The organism is Corynebacterium sp. p3-SID1761, from assembly GCF_055862885.1.
Map to the genome: position 1 here is coordinate 23,075 of NZ_JBSQBJ010000006.1, position 14,815 is coordinate 37,889.

Below are 14,815 nucleotides of genomic sequence, written 5' to 3' on the forward strand. Positions count from 1 at the left end.
TGTGGCAGCAGCGCCCAGGGAAATGTCGTTGAATCGGGAATCTGCAATGCAAAATCTGGGAACAGCTGAATTCAAAACTCTCTGACCTGCGCTTTTAGAAACTTGCAATCGATTCCCAATAACACATTCCCGTTCTAGCGACATTCCCACCCAGAACCCTCCCCTGTTCAGTCGGTACACAGGCAAATGCCAAGCCATACGCGATATCGGGCGCAGATGGGGCCGGTTGGCGTCAACAATAAAAAGTAGAGAAGACAAAGGCGGGCCACGATCTACCCAAAAGGGTAACCGTGGCCCGCCTCAAAGCTAGGCGAAAGCGCCGGACTTACTTGTCCTCAGCGTCCTCATCAGCCTCAGCCTCTTCAGCCTCAGCCTCAGCGGCCTTGTCGGTCGCGGTGTCAGCCTCGACCTCCGGAGCCTCCTCAGCCGGAGTCTCCTCAGCCTTAGCCTCTTCAGCCTCAGCTTCAGCCTTCTTAGCCTTGGAAGCAGCAACGCGGTTAGCGCGCTCTGCCTCGGTGGAGGCCAGCTGCTCCGTCACCAGGGAAATCTGGGAGATCGGAGCGTTGTCGCCCTTGCGGTTCTCCAGCTTGATGATGCGGGTGTAGCCACCCGGACGGCCTTCGAACTTCGGAGCCAGCTCGTTGAACAGGTAAGCAACAACTTCCTTGTTCGGGATGAGCTTCAGCACGTTGCGGCGATCCGACAGGGTGCCGCGCTTTGCCTTGGTGATGATCTTCTCGACGTAGGGGCGCAGCAGCTTAGCCTTTGCGTCCGTGGTCTTGATGGCGCCGTGCTCAAACAGCTGAGCAGCGAGGTTGGACAGGATCTTCTTCTGGTGGGAAGCAGAACCGCCCAGGCGGGCGCCCTTCTTCGGGGTTGGCATTAGTTCTCCTCGTGTGGATCTTTAAATCAGTGAGCGCGTGCGGTTAACCACCGGGTTATTCCGCGATGTCCTCGCCCTCGGTGTCGATGAACTCGCCGGTCTCTGCGTCGTAGCCCTCGATATCGGTGATATCGAAGCCCTCCGGAGCGTCCTTCAGGCCCAGGCCCAAGCCAGCCAGCTTGACCTTGACCTCGTTGATGGACTTCTGACCGAAGTTACGGATGTCCAGCAGATCGGACTCCGTGCGTGCAGCCAGCTCGCCGACGGTGTGAATCTCTTCACGCTTCAGGCAGTTGTAGGAACGAACGGAGAAGTTCAGGTCCTCAATCGGCATGCTGTAGGCAGCGATGTGCTCGCTTTCCTGCGGCGATGGGCCGATTTCGATGCCCTCTGCTTCGTGGTTCAGCTCCTGTGCCAGACCGAACAGCTCCACCAGGGTCTTGCCTGCAGATGCCATGGCGTCGCGGGCAGTGATGGAGTTCTTCGTCTCCACGTCCAGGATCAGCTTGTCGAAGTCCGTGCGCTGTTCCACACGAGTTGCCTCAACCTTGTAGCTGACCTTCAGAACCGGGGAGTAAATCTGATCGACCGGGATACGTCCGATCTCAGAAGAAGCTGTAGCAGCCGGAACGTAGCCACGGCCACGCTCGACAGTCATCTCGATCTCCAGCTTGCCCTGCTCGTTCAAGGTGGCGATGTGCAGATCCTTGTTGTGGACCTCTACACCAGCCGGCACCTCAACGTCAGCGCCGGTAACCTCGCCAGGTCCTTCCTTGCGGATGAACATGGAGACAGGCTCATCGGAATCGCTGGACAGAACCAGGGTCTTAATGTTCAGGATGATGTCGGAAACATCTTCCTTCACGCCTGGAATCGTGGTGAACTCGTGGAGAACACCCTCGATGCGCAGGGAGGTTACTGCTGCGCCCGGGATGGACGACAGCAGGGTCCGGCGCAGGGAGTTACCCAGCGTGTAGCCAAAGCCCGGCTCCAGTGGCTCGATAACGAACCGGGAGCGGGAATCATCGATGAACTCTTCGGTGAGCGCGGGGCGCTGCGAGATGAGCATGTTTAAGCTTCTCCTTTTTCGGCGACCGCTATATGACGCCGTTACGGGGACAACCGCCACCGGGTTTGGTGGACGGTGCGGACGGTAGAAACCGCGTTTGGTGTTCTATCCGAAGTAAGTCTAACGAATTAGACCGTCAGCTTTACTTCGAGTAGAGCTCGACGATCAGCTGTTCCTGCAGCGGAATGTCGATCTGAGCGCGCTCGGGCAGCTGGTGCACGAGGATGCGCAGGGTTGCCGGTACGACCTGCAGCCAAGCAGGAACGATCGTATCGACCAGGTTCTCCTGAGCCTCTTCGAACCACAGCATCGAACGGGACTTTTCACGCACGTCGATGATGTCGTACTGGGAGACCTTGAAGGAGGGAACGTTGATCTTCTTGCCGTTCACGGTGAAGTGACCGTGGGAAACTAGCTGGCGAGCCTGACGACGGGTGCGTGCCAGACCTGCACGGTAAACAACGTTATCCAGGCGAGACTCCAGCAGGATGACCAGGTTGTCACCGGTCTTACCCGGGCGACGGTTGGCCTCTGCGTAGTAGCGGCGGAACTGCTTCTCCAGTACGCCGTAGGTGTACTTCGCCTTCTGCTTCTCCTGCAGCTGCAGCAGGTACTCGGACTCCTTGATGCGAGCACGGCCAGCCTGCCCCGGAGGGTAGGGGCGACGCTCGAAGGAGTTGTCGCCGCCGACGAGGTCGACGCGGAGGCGACGGGACTTACGGGTTGCGGGGCCGGTATAACGAGCCATTGTTAATCCCTAATCCTTTCTTCTCTTTAGACGCGACGACGCTTCGGCGGGCGGCAGCCGTTGTGTGGCTGAGGGGTGACGTCGGCGATGGTGCCGACCTCGAGGCCCGCGGTGGACAGGGAACGGATAGCGGTCTCGCGGCCGGAGCCCGGACCCTTAACGAAAACGTCAACCTTCTTCATGCCGTGGTCCATTGCCTTGCGGGCAGCGGACTCAGCAGCCATCTGTGCAGCGAAGGGGGTGGACTTACGGGAGCCCTTGAAGCCGACGTGGCCCGAGGAAGCCCAGGAAATCACAGCGCCCTTCGGGTCCGTGATGGACACGATGGTGTTGTTGAAGGTGGACTTGATGTATGCGTGGCCGTTTGCCACATTCTTCTTGACGACGCGACGGCCAGTACGGCGCGCGCCGGAACGAGTCTTCGGAGGCATAGGTTACTTCTTCTTTCCTGCGATCGTCTTCTTGGGGCCCTTACGGGTACGAGCGTTGGTCTTGGTGCGCTGACCACGAACCGGCAGACCACGGCGGTGGCGCAGGCCCTGGTAGGAACCAATCTCGATCTTGCGGCGAATATCGGCCTGGATCTCGCGGCGGAGGTCACCCTCCACCTTCCAGGTGTTCTCGATAACGTCACGCAGAGCGGACAGCTGCTCGTCGGTCAGATCCTTGGAGCGAAGATCAGGGGAGATGCCGGTCTTTTCCAGCAGCTCCTTGGAACGGGCTGGGCCGATTCCGAAGATGTAGGTCAGTGCGACCTCCATGCGCTTTTCGCGTGGCAGGTCAACACCAGCAAGGCGTGCCATAGGGCATTTTCCTTCCGGTTTAGCGACGGTTTTCTCCACACTCGTCCCTATTAATCCTTCGAGTATTTCGCCCACAGTCACGGAAGGGACTGTTCATGCACCAGGTGCCTTGAATGTGCGAAACCAACATTCCAACTATTGGAGTGTTGGAAGGAGGGCTCCGGCCGCCGCGGCCAGAGGTAGTGACCAGGAAGCGCTGCGCTAACAGCGATTCCCAGGTTGGATGTGTGGAGGCTTAACGATTTACTTGTAGCGATAAACGATGCGCCCACGGGTCAGGTCGTAGGGAGACAGCTCCACGACGACGCGATCCTCGGGCAGGATACGGATGTAGTGCTGGCGCATCTTGCCGGAAATGTGAGCCAATACCTTGTGGCCATTGTCCAGTTCGACACGGAACATCGCGTTCGGCAGGGGCTCGACAATGCGACCCTCAACCTCGATGGCGCCTTCCTTCTTTGCCATATCCTCCAACGTTTCCCCAGCTCAGATAGCTGGATGGGTGATGTTTTGCTACATGTGGCACACATATGGACTTTTCCACTGCTGGCCTTTTCGACGTTCTACCGATCACCAGCAGAGACGAAAGCCTCATGCACCACCTGCTAACAATACACGCGACCTGCGCATATGCAAAAACGCTCACTCTGAACCATTCAAATTCAGCGTGAGCGTCGATATCTCGGTGGTAGCAGGCTTAGGCGTGCTGCTCCTCGCGGCGCAGCTGCCCCTTCGCCAAACGGTTCACCGTCAGCGCAATTGCACCGTCACCAGTGACGTTACATGCAGTACCGAAGGAATCGATGGCGATGTATGCCGCAATCATCAGCGCCACCTGGCCATCGTCGAAGCCCAGCTGAGACTGCAGCAGCCCCACTGCGGCCATGATGGCGCCACCCGGCACGCCCGGCGCGGCAATCATCATGACGCCCAGCAAGAAAATGAAGCCCAACGCCATACCGGCGCTCATATCAATGCCCGTCATGTAGACGATGGAGAAAGCAAACAGGGCGATCTTCTGCATGGAGCCGGACAGGTGCACTGTCGCACACAGAGGCACCACGAAATCAGCCACGGACTGCGTAACGCCATTCTTACGGGTGCACTCCAGGGTCACAGGAATGGTCGCTGCGGAGGAGGAGGTACCCAGTGCGGTGAAATATGCCGGCATCATATTCTTCAGCGCCTTGAACGGGTTGCGCCCGGCAAAAACTCCCGCCAACACGTACTGAAGTAGCAAGATTAGCCAGGTCATCACGACCGCGAGGATGAGCACCTTCGAGAACTGGGTTAGCGTCAGCTTCAGATTGCCGTTCATGCCCATCGTCAGGAACACACCGAAGATGTAGATCGGCAACAGCGGGATGATGAAGTTCTCAATCACCTTCATCGTTACCTCGCGCAGCTCCTCAGCACCCTTGTACAGCACCTCGGTACGCATGGAGGCCATGGCGATGCCCACAGTAAAGGCCAGCAGCAAGGCGGACATCACGCCCATGGGCGGATCCATCTCTACAGAGAAGAACGGCTGCAAAGCGCCCGCGTCGATGTCTTCAGCCTCGATAATCGAGTCGCTGCCGAGCAGAGACGGGTACGTTCCTTCGGCCACGCCGTAGGCAATCAAGCCCGAAACGATGGTCGAAACATAGGCAATGCCAGCAGTTACACCCAGCCACTTGCCTGCCCCGCGCCCCAGGCTGGCGATTGCCGGCGCGATCAGCGCGAAAATCAAGACCGGGACGAAGAATCCCAGGAAGTTACTAAACAGTCCGTTAAACGTTGCGAACAGGCGCCCCGCCCATTCCGGGAAAAACAGGCTGCATACGATGCCCAAAATAATCGCAACGATAATCTTGAACAGCAGTGATTTAAAAAGACGGGATAGATTCATGCTGGCGCTTCCCTTTGCACATGCTTGTAGGTCCTCAAGAAACGATTAATGATTAGCGTACCCTGACTACTTCATGCCCCAATAATCGCCCTTGCCCCATTAACCCCTTCTCCCCGCCTTAAGCCCCTCGAATTCACGCCAGCGAGGTCGCACAGGCAGGGGGCGTCACAAAGAGTGCGGAGGAAAACCCCTACTTGCGCGGTGTCAGGATGCGCGGTCCATCAGCGGTCGCCGTGACGGTGTGCTCCCAGTGGGACGCGAAGCTGCCATCATCGGTAAGCACTGACCATTCGTCGTCGAGAACATGGGAATCCGCAGTGCCCAGCGCCAGCATCGGCTCGATCGCCAGGACGGAGCCCTCCTGGATCTCTGGCCCGCGCCCACCGCGGCCTTCGTTGGCCAAGTACGGATCTTCGTGCATGGTGCGCCCGATACCGTGGCCGCCGTAGCCGTCGACGATCCACAGCTCTACGTCAAACTTCTTCTCTGCGGCTTCGGTGGCCTGCTCCAGCGCCCAGGACACATCGGTCAGGCGGTTGCCCGGCACCATAGCCTTCAGCCCCTCGTACAGCACCCATTCGGTAGCGCGGTTGAGGCGATCGTGTTCATCGGCAATATCTCCGATGCCAAAAGTCCACGCTGAGTCCCCCACCCAGCCATTGAGCGTAGCCCCGCAGTCGACGGAGATGAGGTCACCTTCCTTCAGCACAACATCCTCCGAAGGAATTCCGTGGACGATCATGTCATTCGGGCTCGCACAGATCGATCCAGGGAAGCCACCATATCCCTTGAACGTGGGCACGGCACCATGGTCGCGGATAACCTGCTCAGCTACACGGTCAAGGTCGAGAGTGGTTTTGCCCGGCGCAGCGGCCTTCTTCACTTCCTGCAGTGCCAGCCCGACGATCTCCCCGGCCGCCTGCATAGCGTCTAGCTGCTCGGGAGTCTTCGCTGCGATCTTCTTGTTCTTTCGCCGAAAACCCATTGTTTCGCCTGTCCTTGTTTCTTTGTTGTGTGCTTCTTTGTTGTGTTTTTGTCTGTTTCTTTGGTGACGCCACCCTCACGGGGTGAATAACCACAAATCCCGCCAGGTCGGACCGTGTGGGGCCGGCTGGCGGGATGCGCGATTGCGTGGAGTTTACTTGTCCAGCGCGTTCAGCGTGGTGGTGGAGATATCCTCCACGGTGCCCTCTGCGTCGATGTTCAACAGGATGTCCTTGTAGTGATCGATCAGCGGAGCGGTCTCGTTGCGGTAGACCTCCAGGCGGGTGCGGATCGTTTCCTCGTTATCGTCGTTGCGGCCGCGGGCCAGCATGCGGTCGACGACAACGTCCTCGGAGACAACGTAGTTGATTACGGCATCCAGGGAGTGGCCGTCGTCCTGCAGCATCTTCTCCAGCAGCTCTGCCTGCTCGATGGTGCGGGGGAAGCCATCCAGCAGGAAGCCCTTGGCAGCATCTTCCTGGTTCAGGCGGTCGCGAACCATGTCAGCAGTGACAGAGGTGGGAACCAGCTTGCCTGCATCCATGTACTCCTGTGCCTGCTTGCCCAGTTCGGTGCCCTGGGAGATGTTGGCGCGGAACAGATCGCCGGTGGAGATGTGCGGGATCTTCAGAGAGTCGGACAGCAGGGATGCTTGGGTGCCCTTACCAGCGCCGGGAGGGCCGAGCAGAACTAGTCTCATTTCAGGAATCCTTCGTAGTTAGACTGCATGACTTGCGATTCGAGTTGCTTGATCGTGGTCAGAGCCACAGACACCAGAATCAGGATAGCGGTACCACCAAATGGCATCTGTCCCTGTCCGCCGGCCTGTGCCGTCTGCACACCCATGTTGATCAAGATGTTCGGCAGGGCGGCGATAGCGGCCAGGTAGATGGAACCGACGATCAGCAGACGGTTCATCACATATCCAAGGTACTCCGCAGTCGGACGGCCCGGGCGGATGCCCGGAATGAAGCCACCGTACTTCTTCATGTTGTCTGCCTGATCGTACGGGTCATACTGCACAGAGACGTAGAAGAAGGAGAAGAAGATGATTAGGCCGACGTAAACCAGGATGTACTGCCAGGCGGCCGGGTTCGACAGTACCGCCATGACGTTACGGTTCCACCAGTTGTCCTGCCCGGCGGCCTGTGGGTTGCCGGACTGGATGATCTGGGTAATGAGGATCGGAACAGTCAGCAGTGAGGAGGCGAAAATCACGGGGATAACGCCGGCCTGGTTAACCTTCAGCGGCAGGTAGGTGGAAGTCTCACCGTACTGGCGGCGGCCAATCATGCGCTTTGCGTACTGAACCGGGATGCGGCGCTGACCCTGCTCGATAAAGACCACGCCGACAACCAGGATCAGAACGCCAACGATGACACCGGCGAAGACGAAGCCGCCGGAGCCCGAGAAGATTGATGCGCCCTGTGCCGGAAGCGACGTTGCGATACCCGCGAAGATCAGCAGGGACATGCCGTTGCCGATACCACGGTCGGTGATGAGCTCGCCGATCCACATCAGCAGCACCGCACCGGAGGTCATAATCATCACCATGGTGACGAGGCCGAAGATGCCGGTATCTTCCTTAAGCACCTGCACACCTTGCCCCAGTAGCTGGCGGCGATCCGCCAGCGCCACGATGCCGGCAGACTGCAGCAGTGCGAGAGCCACAGTGAGATAACGGGTGTACTCCGTCATCTTCGCCTGGCCGGACTGGCCTTCCTTCTTCAGCTGTTCAAACTTCGGGATCACCACTGTGAGCAGCTGAACGATAATGGACGCGGTGATGTACGGCATAATGCCGACGGCGAAGACAGAAAGCTTCAGCAGCGCACCGCCCGAAAACAGGTTGATCAGGGAGTACATGGCCGAGTTATCGGTCAGACCCTTGATCTGCGCTTGAATCGAGCCGTAATCCACGCCTGGGGTGGGGATCTGGGCGCCAATGCGATAGAGGATGATCATCGCAAGGGAGAACAAGATCTTCTTACGAAGATCTGCGTTCTTGAACGCCGAGGAGATGGCGGACAAACTTTGCCTCCTGTGTAGTTTCTTTCCGTAGTGCGGGATCTACTGGCTAGCGCACCTGCACTTCAAGATACGCCCGCGGTGAGGCGACACTAATTGCAACCTGTACAGGTTAGCAGACAGGACAAATGCTTAGGACACTCTACCACCTACCACAAGCGCTATTTCAAATGGCACTTCCCCACCACTGCGCTTCGCCCCCCAAAAAATCGCCCTGCCAGCACATTACGTGCCGACAGGGCGATTGTTAGTAACTAAGTCTGATTAGAACTTATCTAGTCTTACTTAGCCTCGGTGACGGTGCCACCGGCAGCCTCGATCTTCTGCTTTGCAGAGCCCGAGAACTTGTTAGCGGTGACGTTCAGCTTCACGCTGATCTCGCCGTTGCCCAGGATCTTCACCGGCTGGTTCTTACGAGCCAGGCCAGCAGCGACGATGTCTGCAACGGTGACGTCGCCACCCTTGGAGAAAGCCTTCTCCAGGTCAGCCACGTTAACCACCTGGTAGGTGATCTTGGCGGGGTTGCGGAAGCCCTTCAGCTTAGGCAGACGCATGTGCAGTGGCATCTGGCCACCCTCGAATGCTGCCGATACCTGCTTACGAGCCTTGGTGCCCTTGGTACCACGACCTGCGGTCTTACCCTTGGATGCCTCACCACGACCAACGCGGGTCTTGGACTTCTTGGCGCCCGGAGCGGGGCGGAGGTCGTGGAGCTTAATTGGATCGCTCATGTTTACTCTCCTGCCACTTCTTCGACCTCGACCATGTGGCGCACAACGTTGATCTGGCCACGAACGATCGGGCTATCCTCACGGACAACCGACTGGCCAATGCGCTTCAGGCCGAGAGAGCGCATGGAATTGCGCTGCTTCGGCTTGGTTCCGACCAAGCCCTTGGTCTGGGTAATCTTCAAAGCCATTTCTTATGCCCCCTGTCCTGCTGCACGTGCGCGCAGCATAGCGGCCGGAGCAACCTCGTCCAGGGACTTGCCACGACGTGCGGCAACCTCTTCCGGACGCACCAGCTGCTTCAGCCCAGCGACGGTTGCGTGGACAATGTTGATGGCGTTGTCGGAGCCCAGGGACTTCGACAGGATGTCCTGCACGCCGGCGCACTCCAGCACCGGGCGGACAGCGCCACCGGCGATCACACCGGTACCAGGGGCAGCAGGCTTCATCATGACGATGCCTGCAGCATCCTCACCCTGGACCGGGTGAGTGATGGTGCCGTTGATCATCGGAACGCGGAAGAAGTTCTTACGAGCCTCTTCAGCGCCCTTCTGGATAGCGGCAGGAACTTCCTTAGCCTTGCCGTAGCCGACGCCGACCATGCCCTGGCCGTCGCCGACGATAACCAGCGCGGTGAAGCTGAAGCGGCGACCGCCCTTTACAACCTTCGAGACGCGGTTAATGGTAACCACGCGCTCGATGAACTGGCTGCGCTCATCCTGCTGGTTGCGACGATCGTTACGTCCGCCACGGTCGTTGTTGCGATCGTTGCGGTTGTTACGCTCGTTGCGCTCGTTCTTGTCGTTGTTCTCGGCGGAGCGTCCGCCGTTACGTTCACGTCCCGACATCACGCGTTCCTTCCGTTGGTGTTGTTCGTGGAGTTGGTCATTAGAACTTCAGACCACCTTCGCGGGCAGCGTCAGCCAAAGCGGCAACGCGGCCGTGGTACTTGTAGCCTGCGCGGTCGAAGACAACAGCCTCGATGCCAGCGGCCTTGGCGCGCTCGGCGATCAGCTGGCCAACCTTCGCACCGCGTGCCTTCTTGTCGCCCTCCATGGCACGTACATCTGCTTCCATCGTAGAAGCTGCGACCAGGGTGTGGCCTGCAACATCGTCGATGACCTGTGCGTGCATGTGGCGAGAGGTGCGGTGAATAACCAGACGCGGGGTCTCCGGGGTACCGGAGAGGTTCTTGCGGATACGGAAGTGACGACGTGCGCGTGCAGTGCGGCGGCGGGTGGAGATGTCCTTGCCCACCGGCAGACGCTTTTCGTTTTGTGCAGTGTTGCTCATTACTTACCCGTCTTTCCGACCTTGCGACGGACCTGCTCGCCCTCGTAGCGAATGCCCTTGCCCTTGTAAGGATCGTCCTTACGCAGACGACGGATGTTCGCGGCGATCTGTCCGACCTGCTGCTTGTCGATACCAGTGATGGAGAACTTGGTGTTGCCATCCACGGCGAAGGTGATGCCCTCCGGTGCCTCAATCAGCACAGGGTGGGAGTAGCCCAGCGCGAACTCCAGGTTCTTGCCCTTGAGCTGCACACGGTAACCAACACCGAAGATTTCCATCTTGATGGTGTAGCCCTTCGTCACGCCCTCGATCATGTTGAAGACCAGGGAACGGGACAGGCCGTGCAGGGAACGATTCTTGCGGTGATCATCCGGGCGGGAAACGAGGATCTCCTCGCCTTCCTGCACCACGGTGATCGGAGCCGGAATGTCCTGGCTCAGGGTGCCCTTCGGACCCTTAACCTCGACAGACTGGCCGTTGATGTTGATGGTGACGCCAGAGGGGACAGCCACCGGTGCCTTGCCAACACGAGACATGGTTTAGACCTCCTCTAGTTACCAGACGTAGGCGAGAACTTCTCCGCCCACACCCTTGTTCTGTGCCTCACGGTCGGTCAGCAGACCGTGGGACGTGGAAATGATGGCCACACCCAGGCCGCCGAGGACCTGTGGCAGCTCGTTGGACTTTGCGTACACACGAAGACCCGGCTTAGAAACACGACGCAGCCCGGAGATAGAACGCTCGCGGGACGGGCCGTACTTCAGCTCGATGTCCAGTGTCTTGCCAACCTTGGCGTCGGTGACGGTGAAGTCAGCAATGTAGCCCTCCTCCTTGAGGATCTCAGCGATGTTCGCCTTGATCTTGGAAGAAGGCATGGAGACGGAATCATGGAACGCGTTGGATGCGTTCCGCACGCGGGACAGCATGTCCGCGATGGGATCAGTCATGGTCATCAGTTTTGACCCATAGCCTTTCTCATTGCGGTTCCCAGCCCACCCAGACTGCGTGTACCGCGCGCTTGCTGGCTACTAGCGCGCCCCATGCTAAATAACGTGGGGTGCTCGCCGCCGTGTCCGCGCGGCCGCTCTATTGGGCGAGGGGCCTACAACAAAGTGGTTTGATGTTTACACTGCTTACGTTGCCGAGCCAGCCTTTCAGGCATGGGGCAACGCAAGACCAGATAACTCTAGCAACCACCTGCATGTTTACCCAAATCGCTGTTGAGAAAATGACGCCCCTAGATTCAGAACCTAAGGTCTCACAGCCCTTGACACCACGGAGCGCAAAATAAGTAGCCAATATGCTACTCCTGAACACCCAATAAGCGATGTGTCATATCTTCTCTTAGCTTTAAACTGCGAAAACAAGGCGTTACGTGAGATGTATCACAAATGCGAGTAACGCCTTGAAAAGTTGATTGGTGATTCACTACACATGTTGTACGTACTCAAAGTACGAGACTATTTGCGCCGCAATCAATCGCAGTTGACTCGGCACAATCGCAGTTCTATACACCCCTCATGGAAGGAAAATTCTTTGAAGTTCAAGAAGTCCCTCATCACCCTGGCCGCAGCATCCTCCGTAGCAATGGCTGGTATCCCGGCTGCCGTCGCTGAAGAAGCACCGGAGGCTCCGGTCACCGCAGCTACCGAGAACTCCAACGAGACCGACACCAAGCCGGCTGCTGAGGAGAACGCAGACGAGAACGCTGCTGAAGAAGGCGCTGCCGAGGACGAGACCAAGCCAGCCGACGAGAACGACAACGAGACCAAGCCTGCTGAGGGTTCCGCTGACAGCGAGCAGGGTCAGAAGCTGAAGGGCTCCGTTGACAAGCTGCTGGGTTGGGATGACTCCACCTCCACCCTGAAGAAGATCGAGGACGTTCTGGGCTTCATCGGCAAGATCGTCAAGACCTTCACCGGGTTCCCGGGCTCCAAGTAAATAACCTGGAACCACGACATAAACAACGAACCCCGCTTCCCTATCCCGAGAAATCTCGGGGGAAGCGGGGTTTTGGCTTGCTATACTGCTGTACTCAGCAGCTCGCTCTTACTTGAACGGGAAGCCCAGCTCGCGCAGCAGTGCGCGGCCTTCATCGTCGTTGGTTGCAGTGGTAACAACGGTGATGTTCATACCACGCGGACGATCGATCTTGTCGACGTCGATTTCATAGAACATGGACTGCTCGGTCAGGCCGAAGGTGTAGTTGCCGTGGCCGTCGAACTGCTGGTCACTCAGACCGCGGAAGTCGCGAATACGCGGCAGAGCGACGGTCAGCAGACGATCCAGGAACTCCCACATGCGGTCGCCGCGCAGGGTTACGCGAGCGCCAATGGGCATACCTTCACGCAGCTTGAAGTTAGCGATAGCCTTCTTCGCGGTACGGATCTGCGGCTTCTGACCGGTGATCTTGGTCAGATCCTCGATTGCACCGTTGATCAGCTTGGAATCGCGAGCTGCGTCGCCGACGCCCATGTTGACGACAACCTTGGTGACGCCCGGGATCTGCATGACGTTCTCGTAGCTGAACTCGCCGTTCAGCTTCTCGCGGATTTCCTCACGGTAGCGAGTCTTCAAACGTGGGGTGTAGTTTTCGCTCATCGTTAGATGTCCTTCCCGTTGCGCTTGGACACGCGGATCTTCTTACCGTCTTCGTCGAAGCGGTAGCCGATACGGGTCGGGTTGCCGTCGGAGTCAACGACCATCACGTTAGAAACGTGGATCGGAGCTTCCTGGGTAACGATGCCGCCGGACTCAGCGCCGCGCTCTGGAGCGGAGTTTGCAACGTGCTTCTTGATTCGGTTGACGCCCTCGACCAGGACCTTGTCGCGCTGCGGGTAGGCCTCAATAACCTTGCCCTTGGCGCCCTTGTCCGGGCCGGAGATAACCAGTACGGTGTCGCCCTTACGGATCTTCATTTAGAGCACCTCCGGAGCCAGGGAAACGATCTTCATGAACTTCTTGTCGCGAAGCTCACGTGCGACCGGGCCGAAGATACGGGTGCCGCGGGGATCGTTGTCGTTTGCCTTGATGATGACAGCAGCGTTCTCATCGAATGCGATGTAGGAGCCGTCCGGACGACGGGTCTCCTTCTTAGCGCGGACGATGACAGCCTTAACAATGTCGCCAGCCTTCACGGTGCCGCCCGGGGTAGCTTCCTTAACGGTTGCTACGACGACATCACCGATACCAGCGGAGCGTCGAACGGAACCACCGAGCGGACGGATGACCAGGATTTCCCGGGCACCGGTGTTGTCGGCAACTCGCAGACGCGATTCTTGCTGAATCACTTGAGTCTCCTAATTTGACCTAGAATTTTTGCGTATCGTGCGTGGGATTACCGACCCTCGCGCACGCGGTCTGTGCCGGTTAAAGCGCCAGGCTCTTCATGAATGCACATTGCGAGCACACAATGGAGCACACTGCACCTTTCGGCAACTGGAATATTGTTCCACACGCGCCCTCGGCTAACAAAATCGCCGTATCAGAAATCTGCCCCGTGGGGCGCCATTTATTCCGGCGGGGGTAGCTCAACCCACCCCCGACGGTAGTTCTCTATACCTTTTGACGCCACCTCATCCTCAGCGTGATGTGAGTGTGATATGCGCCCCAACAGGGCTCTTGCTCATATTGCACTATCTTGCAACCCCTGCACTTGTGACTGTGGAAAATCACCGCATCCACATGGGGATATTATTGAAAACTGAACTATCTCCCCATTTTTAAAACGTGCCTAGAGGACGACAGGGATCGCGAGGCTTCAAAATCTCCTTGGGTACCTAAGCGGTCTTCTCCAGCGAAGACTGCAATAGTTCCGCAGCAACCACAGCTGCTAGGCAGCAGATTGACACCATGCACACAGGCAATAGTCGTGCTACGTTACTTTGCGTACCCAAGGTCGGTTTAAGGCCGACACACCAACTTTTCTTACGTGAGGTTTAAACACATGAAGCTCAAGAAGTCTCTGCTGGCTCTGACCACTGCCGCTACCGTTGCTGTTGCTGGCACCGCTACCGCTGTAGCTGAGGAGCCCGCCACCAATTCCAGCTCCGCTGGCCAGGGCACCCAGAACGGCGAAAACAAGGACGAGACCGACGGCACGAACGACGAGAACGGCAGCGAGAAGGAAGAGGACAAGGATCAGCCGCTAGCTGGCTCCGGTAACAAGTTCTTCGGCTGGGACGAAAAAACCGAAGGCAAGAAGAAGCTCACGGATGTCGTGGCCCTGATCACCACCATCGGCGCTCTGGTTGCAGGCATCGTCACCCTAGCTACCAACCTCCAGAAGATCCCGAACCTGTTCAAGTAAGAACCCCTTCGTTCTACCAGAGCACAGGTTCCAGTCACCCACTAGTTTGGTTGGCCGTTAACCTCAAGCACCCCACGGC

At 58.1% G+C, this 14,815-nt stretch carries 21 protein-coding genes; 2 read left to right on the plus strand and 19 right to left on the minus strand.

The window, feature by feature from the left end; all coding sequences use genetic code 11:
* Positions 1-325: 325 nt before the first annotated feature.
* The 16 genes from rplQ to rpsH form a co-directional block, all read right to left on the minus strand.
* Entirely contained in the window at positions 326-883 is a 558-nt protein-coding gene (gene rplQ / locus ACWXWJ_RS04745; RefSeq protein WP_293791575.1) for a 50S ribosomal protein L17, read from the minus strand.
* Between the two features lie 55 nt (positions 884-938).
* Positions 939-1,952 carry a DNA-directed RNA polymerase subunit alpha gene (locus tag ACWXWJ_RS04750; RefSeq protein WP_473963701.1) on the minus strand — a complete coding sequence of 338 codons (1,014 nt, stop codon included), beginning with the start codon at positions 1,950-1,952 and terminating at the stop codon, positions 939-941.
* 142 nt (positions 1,953-2,094) lie between these two features.
* Positions 2,095-2,700 (minus strand): 30S ribosomal protein S4, encoded by a 606-nt coding sequence (gene rpsD, locus ACWXWJ_RS04755; protein ID WP_034971104.1) that lies wholly within the window; start codon positions 2,698-2,700, stop codon positions 2,095-2,097.
* A 26-nt stretch (positions 2,701-2,726) separates the two neighbouring features.
* Positions 2,727-3,131, minus strand: coding sequence for a 30S ribosomal protein S11 (gene rpsK / locus ACWXWJ_RS04760; RefSeq protein WP_005291870.1), 405 nt, complete (start codon positions 3,129-3,131; stop codon positions 2,727-2,729).
* A gap of 3 nt (positions 3,132-3,134) precedes the next feature.
* The gene (gene rpsM, locus ACWXWJ_RS04765) at positions 3,135-3,503 is read right to left on the minus strand and encodes a 30S ribosomal protein S13 (protein ID WP_005291872.1); all 369 of its coding nucleotides are present in this window, start codon (positions 3,501-3,503) and stop codon (positions 3,135-3,137) included.
* A 243-nt stretch (positions 3,504-3,746) separates the two neighbouring features.
* Positions 3,747-3,968 (minus strand): translation initiation factor IF-1, encoded by a 222-nt coding sequence (gene infA / locus ACWXWJ_RS04770; RefSeq protein WP_005519800.1) that lies wholly within the window; start codon positions 3,966-3,968, stop codon positions 3,747-3,749.
* 232 nt (positions 3,969-4,200) lie between these two features.
* Complete coding sequence (locus tag ACWXWJ_RS04775; protein ID WP_293791587.1) at positions 4,201-5,394, minus strand: dicarboxylate/amino acid:cation symporter; 1,194 nt, start codon at positions 5,392-5,394, stop codon at positions 4,201-4,203.
* Between the two features lie 190 nt (positions 5,395-5,584).
* Positions 5,585-6,379 carry a type I methionyl aminopeptidase gene (gene map / locus ACWXWJ_RS04780; protein WP_473963702.1) on the minus strand — a complete coding sequence of 265 codons (795 nt, stop codon included), beginning with the start codon at positions 6,377-6,379 and terminating at the stop codon, positions 5,585-5,587.
* A 153-nt stretch (positions 6,380-6,532) separates the two neighbouring features.
* Entirely contained in the window at positions 6,533-7,078 is a 546-nt protein-coding gene (locus ACWXWJ_RS04785) for an adenylate kinase (protein WP_293791591.1), read from the minus strand.
* The gene (secY, locus tag ACWXWJ_RS04790; protein WP_293791592.1) at positions 7,075-8,409 is read right to left on the minus strand and encodes a preprotein translocase subunit SecY; all 1,335 of its coding nucleotides are present in this window, start codon (positions 8,407-8,409) and stop codon (positions 7,075-7,077) included. Before secY ends, ACWXWJ_RS04785 begins: the two co-directional genes overlap by 4 nt.
* A 278-nt stretch (positions 8,410-8,687) precedes the next feature.
* A complete protein-coding gene (rplO, locus tag ACWXWJ_RS04795) occupies positions 8,688-9,137 on the minus strand; it encodes a 50S ribosomal protein L15 (RefSeq protein ID WP_005291915.1) in 450 nt (149 codons plus the stop codon).
* Positions 9,138-9,139: 2 nt separating this feature from the next.
* On the minus strand, positions 9,140-9,325 hold the full coding sequence (gene rpmD / locus ACWXWJ_RS04800; protein ID WP_293791593.1) for a 50S ribosomal protein L30: 186 nt from the start codon (positions 9,323-9,325) through the stop codon (positions 9,140-9,142).
* 3 nt (positions 9,326-9,328) lie between these two features.
* The gene (gene rpsE / locus ACWXWJ_RS04805; protein ID WP_293791594.1) at positions 9,329-9,982 is read right to left on the minus strand and encodes a 30S ribosomal protein S5; all 654 of its coding nucleotides are present in this window, start codon (positions 9,980-9,982) and stop codon (positions 9,329-9,331) included.
* A gap of 40 nt (positions 9,983-10,022) precedes the next feature.
* Positions 10,023-10,427, minus strand: a complete 405-nt coding sequence (gene rplR, locus ACWXWJ_RS04810; RefSeq protein ID WP_293791595.1) for a 50S ribosomal protein L18 — start codon at positions 10,425-10,427, stop codon at positions 10,023-10,025.
* Positions 10,427-10,963 (minus strand): 50S ribosomal protein L6, encoded by a 537-nt coding sequence (gene rplF / locus ACWXWJ_RS04815; protein ID WP_293791596.1) that lies wholly within the window; start codon positions 10,961-10,963, stop codon positions 10,427-10,429. The genes rplR and rplF overlap by 1 nt, the downstream gene beginning before the upstream one ends.
* An 18-nt stretch (positions 10,964-10,981) precedes the next feature.
* Positions 10,982-11,380 carry a 30S ribosomal protein S8 gene (rpsH, locus tag ACWXWJ_RS04820; protein ID WP_293791597.1) on the minus strand — a complete coding sequence of 133 codons (399 nt, stop codon included), beginning with the start codon at positions 11,378-11,380 and terminating at the stop codon, positions 10,982-10,984.
* A 583-nt stretch (positions 11,381-11,963) separates the two neighbouring features.
* On the opposite strand from rpsH, the gene ACWXWJ_RS04825 reads away from it, so the two are divergent.
* Entirely contained in the window at positions 11,964-12,368 is a 405-nt protein-coding gene (locus tag ACWXWJ_RS04825) for a hypothetical protein (protein ID WP_473963703.1), read from the plus strand.
* Between the two features lie 108 nt (positions 12,369-12,476).
* On the opposite strand, the gene rplE is transcribed toward ACWXWJ_RS04825, so the two are convergent.
* Genes rplE through rplN form a run of 3 tightly spaced genes read right to left on the minus strand, consistent with a single transcriptional unit; the run spans position 12,477 to position 13,717 of the window.
* On the minus strand, positions 12,477-13,028 hold the full coding sequence (rplE, locus tag ACWXWJ_RS04830) for a 50S ribosomal protein L5 (protein WP_448307987.1): 552 nt from the start codon (positions 13,026-13,028) through the stop codon (positions 12,477-12,479).
* A 2-nt stretch (positions 13,029-13,030) separates the two neighbouring features.
* Positions 13,031-13,345 carry a 50S ribosomal protein L24 gene (gene rplX, locus ACWXWJ_RS04835; protein WP_005291939.1) on the minus strand — a complete coding sequence of 105 codons (315 nt, stop codon included), beginning with the start codon at positions 13,343-13,345 and terminating at the stop codon, positions 13,031-13,033.
* Complete coding sequence (gene rplN / locus ACWXWJ_RS04840) at positions 13,346-13,717, minus strand: 50S ribosomal protein L14 (RefSeq protein WP_293791601.1); 372 nt, start codon at positions 13,715-13,717, stop codon at positions 13,346-13,348. It lies immediately after the preceding gene.
* Between the two features lie 656 nt (positions 13,718-14,373).
* Here rplN and ACWXWJ_RS04845 point away from each other — a divergent pair.
* Positions 14,374-14,736 carry a hypothetical protein gene (locus ACWXWJ_RS04845; protein WP_473963704.1) on the plus strand — a complete coding sequence of 121 codons (363 nt, stop codon included), beginning with the start codon at positions 14,374-14,376 and terminating at the stop codon, positions 14,734-14,736.
* Positions 14,737-14,815 lie beyond the last annotated feature (79 nt).

Excerpts from the sequence above, each read along its gene's own strand:
- rplR (WP_293791595.1), bottom strand. The coding sequence starts at position 10,427 with ATGAGCAACACTGCACAAAACGAAAAGCGTCTGCCGGTGGGCAAGGAC.
- rplE (WP_448307987.1), bottom strand. The coding sequence starts at position 13,028 with ATGAGCGAAAACTACACCCCACGTTTGAAGACTCGCTACCGTGAGGAA.
- rplX (WP_005291939.1), bottom strand. The coding sequence starts at position 13,345 with ATGAAGATCCGTAAGGGCGACACCGTACTGGTTATCTCCGGCCCGGAC.
- ACWXWJ_RS04750 (WP_473963701.1), bottom strand. The coding sequence starts at position 1,952 with ATGCTCATCTCGCAGCGCCCCGCGCTCACCGAAGAGTTCATCGATGAT.
- rpsH (WP_293791597.1), bottom strand. The coding sequence starts at position 11,380 with ATGACCATGACTGATCCCATCGCGGACATGCTGTCCCGCGTGCGGAAC.
- rpsM (WP_005291872.1), bottom strand. The coding sequence starts at position 3,503 with ATGGCACGCCTTGCTGGTGTTGACCTGCCACGCGAAAAGCGCATGGAG.
- rpsD (WP_034971104.1), bottom strand. The coding sequence starts at position 2,700 with ATGGCTCGTTATACCGGCCCCGCAACCCGTAAGTCCCGTCGCCTCCGC.
- rplF (WP_293791596.1), bottom strand. The coding sequence starts at position 10,963 with ATGTCTCGTGTTGGCAAGGCACCGGTGGCTGTCCCCTCTGGCGTCACC.
- rplQ (WP_293791575.1), bottom strand. The coding sequence starts at position 883 with ATGCCAACCCCGAAGAAGGGCGCCCGCCTGGGCGGTTCTGCTTCCCAC.
- rplO (WP_005291915.1), bottom strand. The coding sequence starts at position 9,137 with ATGAGCGATCCAATTAAGCTCCACGACCTCCGCCCCGCTCCGGGCGCC.
- ACWXWJ_RS04775 (WP_293791587.1), bottom strand. The coding sequence starts at position 5,394 with ATGAATCTATCCCGTCTTTTTAAATCACTGCTGTTCAAGATTATCGTT.
- map (WP_473963702.1), bottom strand. The coding sequence starts at position 6,379 with ATGGGTTTTCGGCGAAAGAACAAGAAGATCGCAGCGAAGACTCCCGAG.
- ACWXWJ_RS04785 (WP_293791591.1), bottom strand. The coding sequence starts at position 7,078 with ATGAGACTAGTTCTGCTCGGCCCTCCCGGCGCTGGTAAGGGCACCCAA.
- rpsE (WP_293791594.1), bottom strand. The coding sequence starts at position 9,982 with ATGTCGGGACGTGAACGTAACGGCGGACGCTCCGCCGAGAACAACGAC.
- rpmD (WP_293791593.1), bottom strand. The coding sequence starts at position 9,325 with ATGGCTTTGAAGATTACCCAGACCAAGGGCTTGGTCGGAACCAAGCCG.
- rpsK (WP_005291870.1), bottom strand. The coding sequence starts at position 3,131 with ATGCCTCCGAAGACTCGTTCCGGCGCGCGCCGTACTGGCCGTCGCGTC.
- ACWXWJ_RS04845 (WP_473963704.1), top strand. The coding sequence starts at position 14,374 with ATGAAGCTCAAGAAGTCTCTGCTGGCTCTGACCACTGCCGCTACCGTT.
- infA (WP_005519800.1), bottom strand. The coding sequence starts at position 3,968 with ATGGCAAAGAAGGAAGGCGCCATCGAGGTTGAGGGTCGCATTGTCGAG.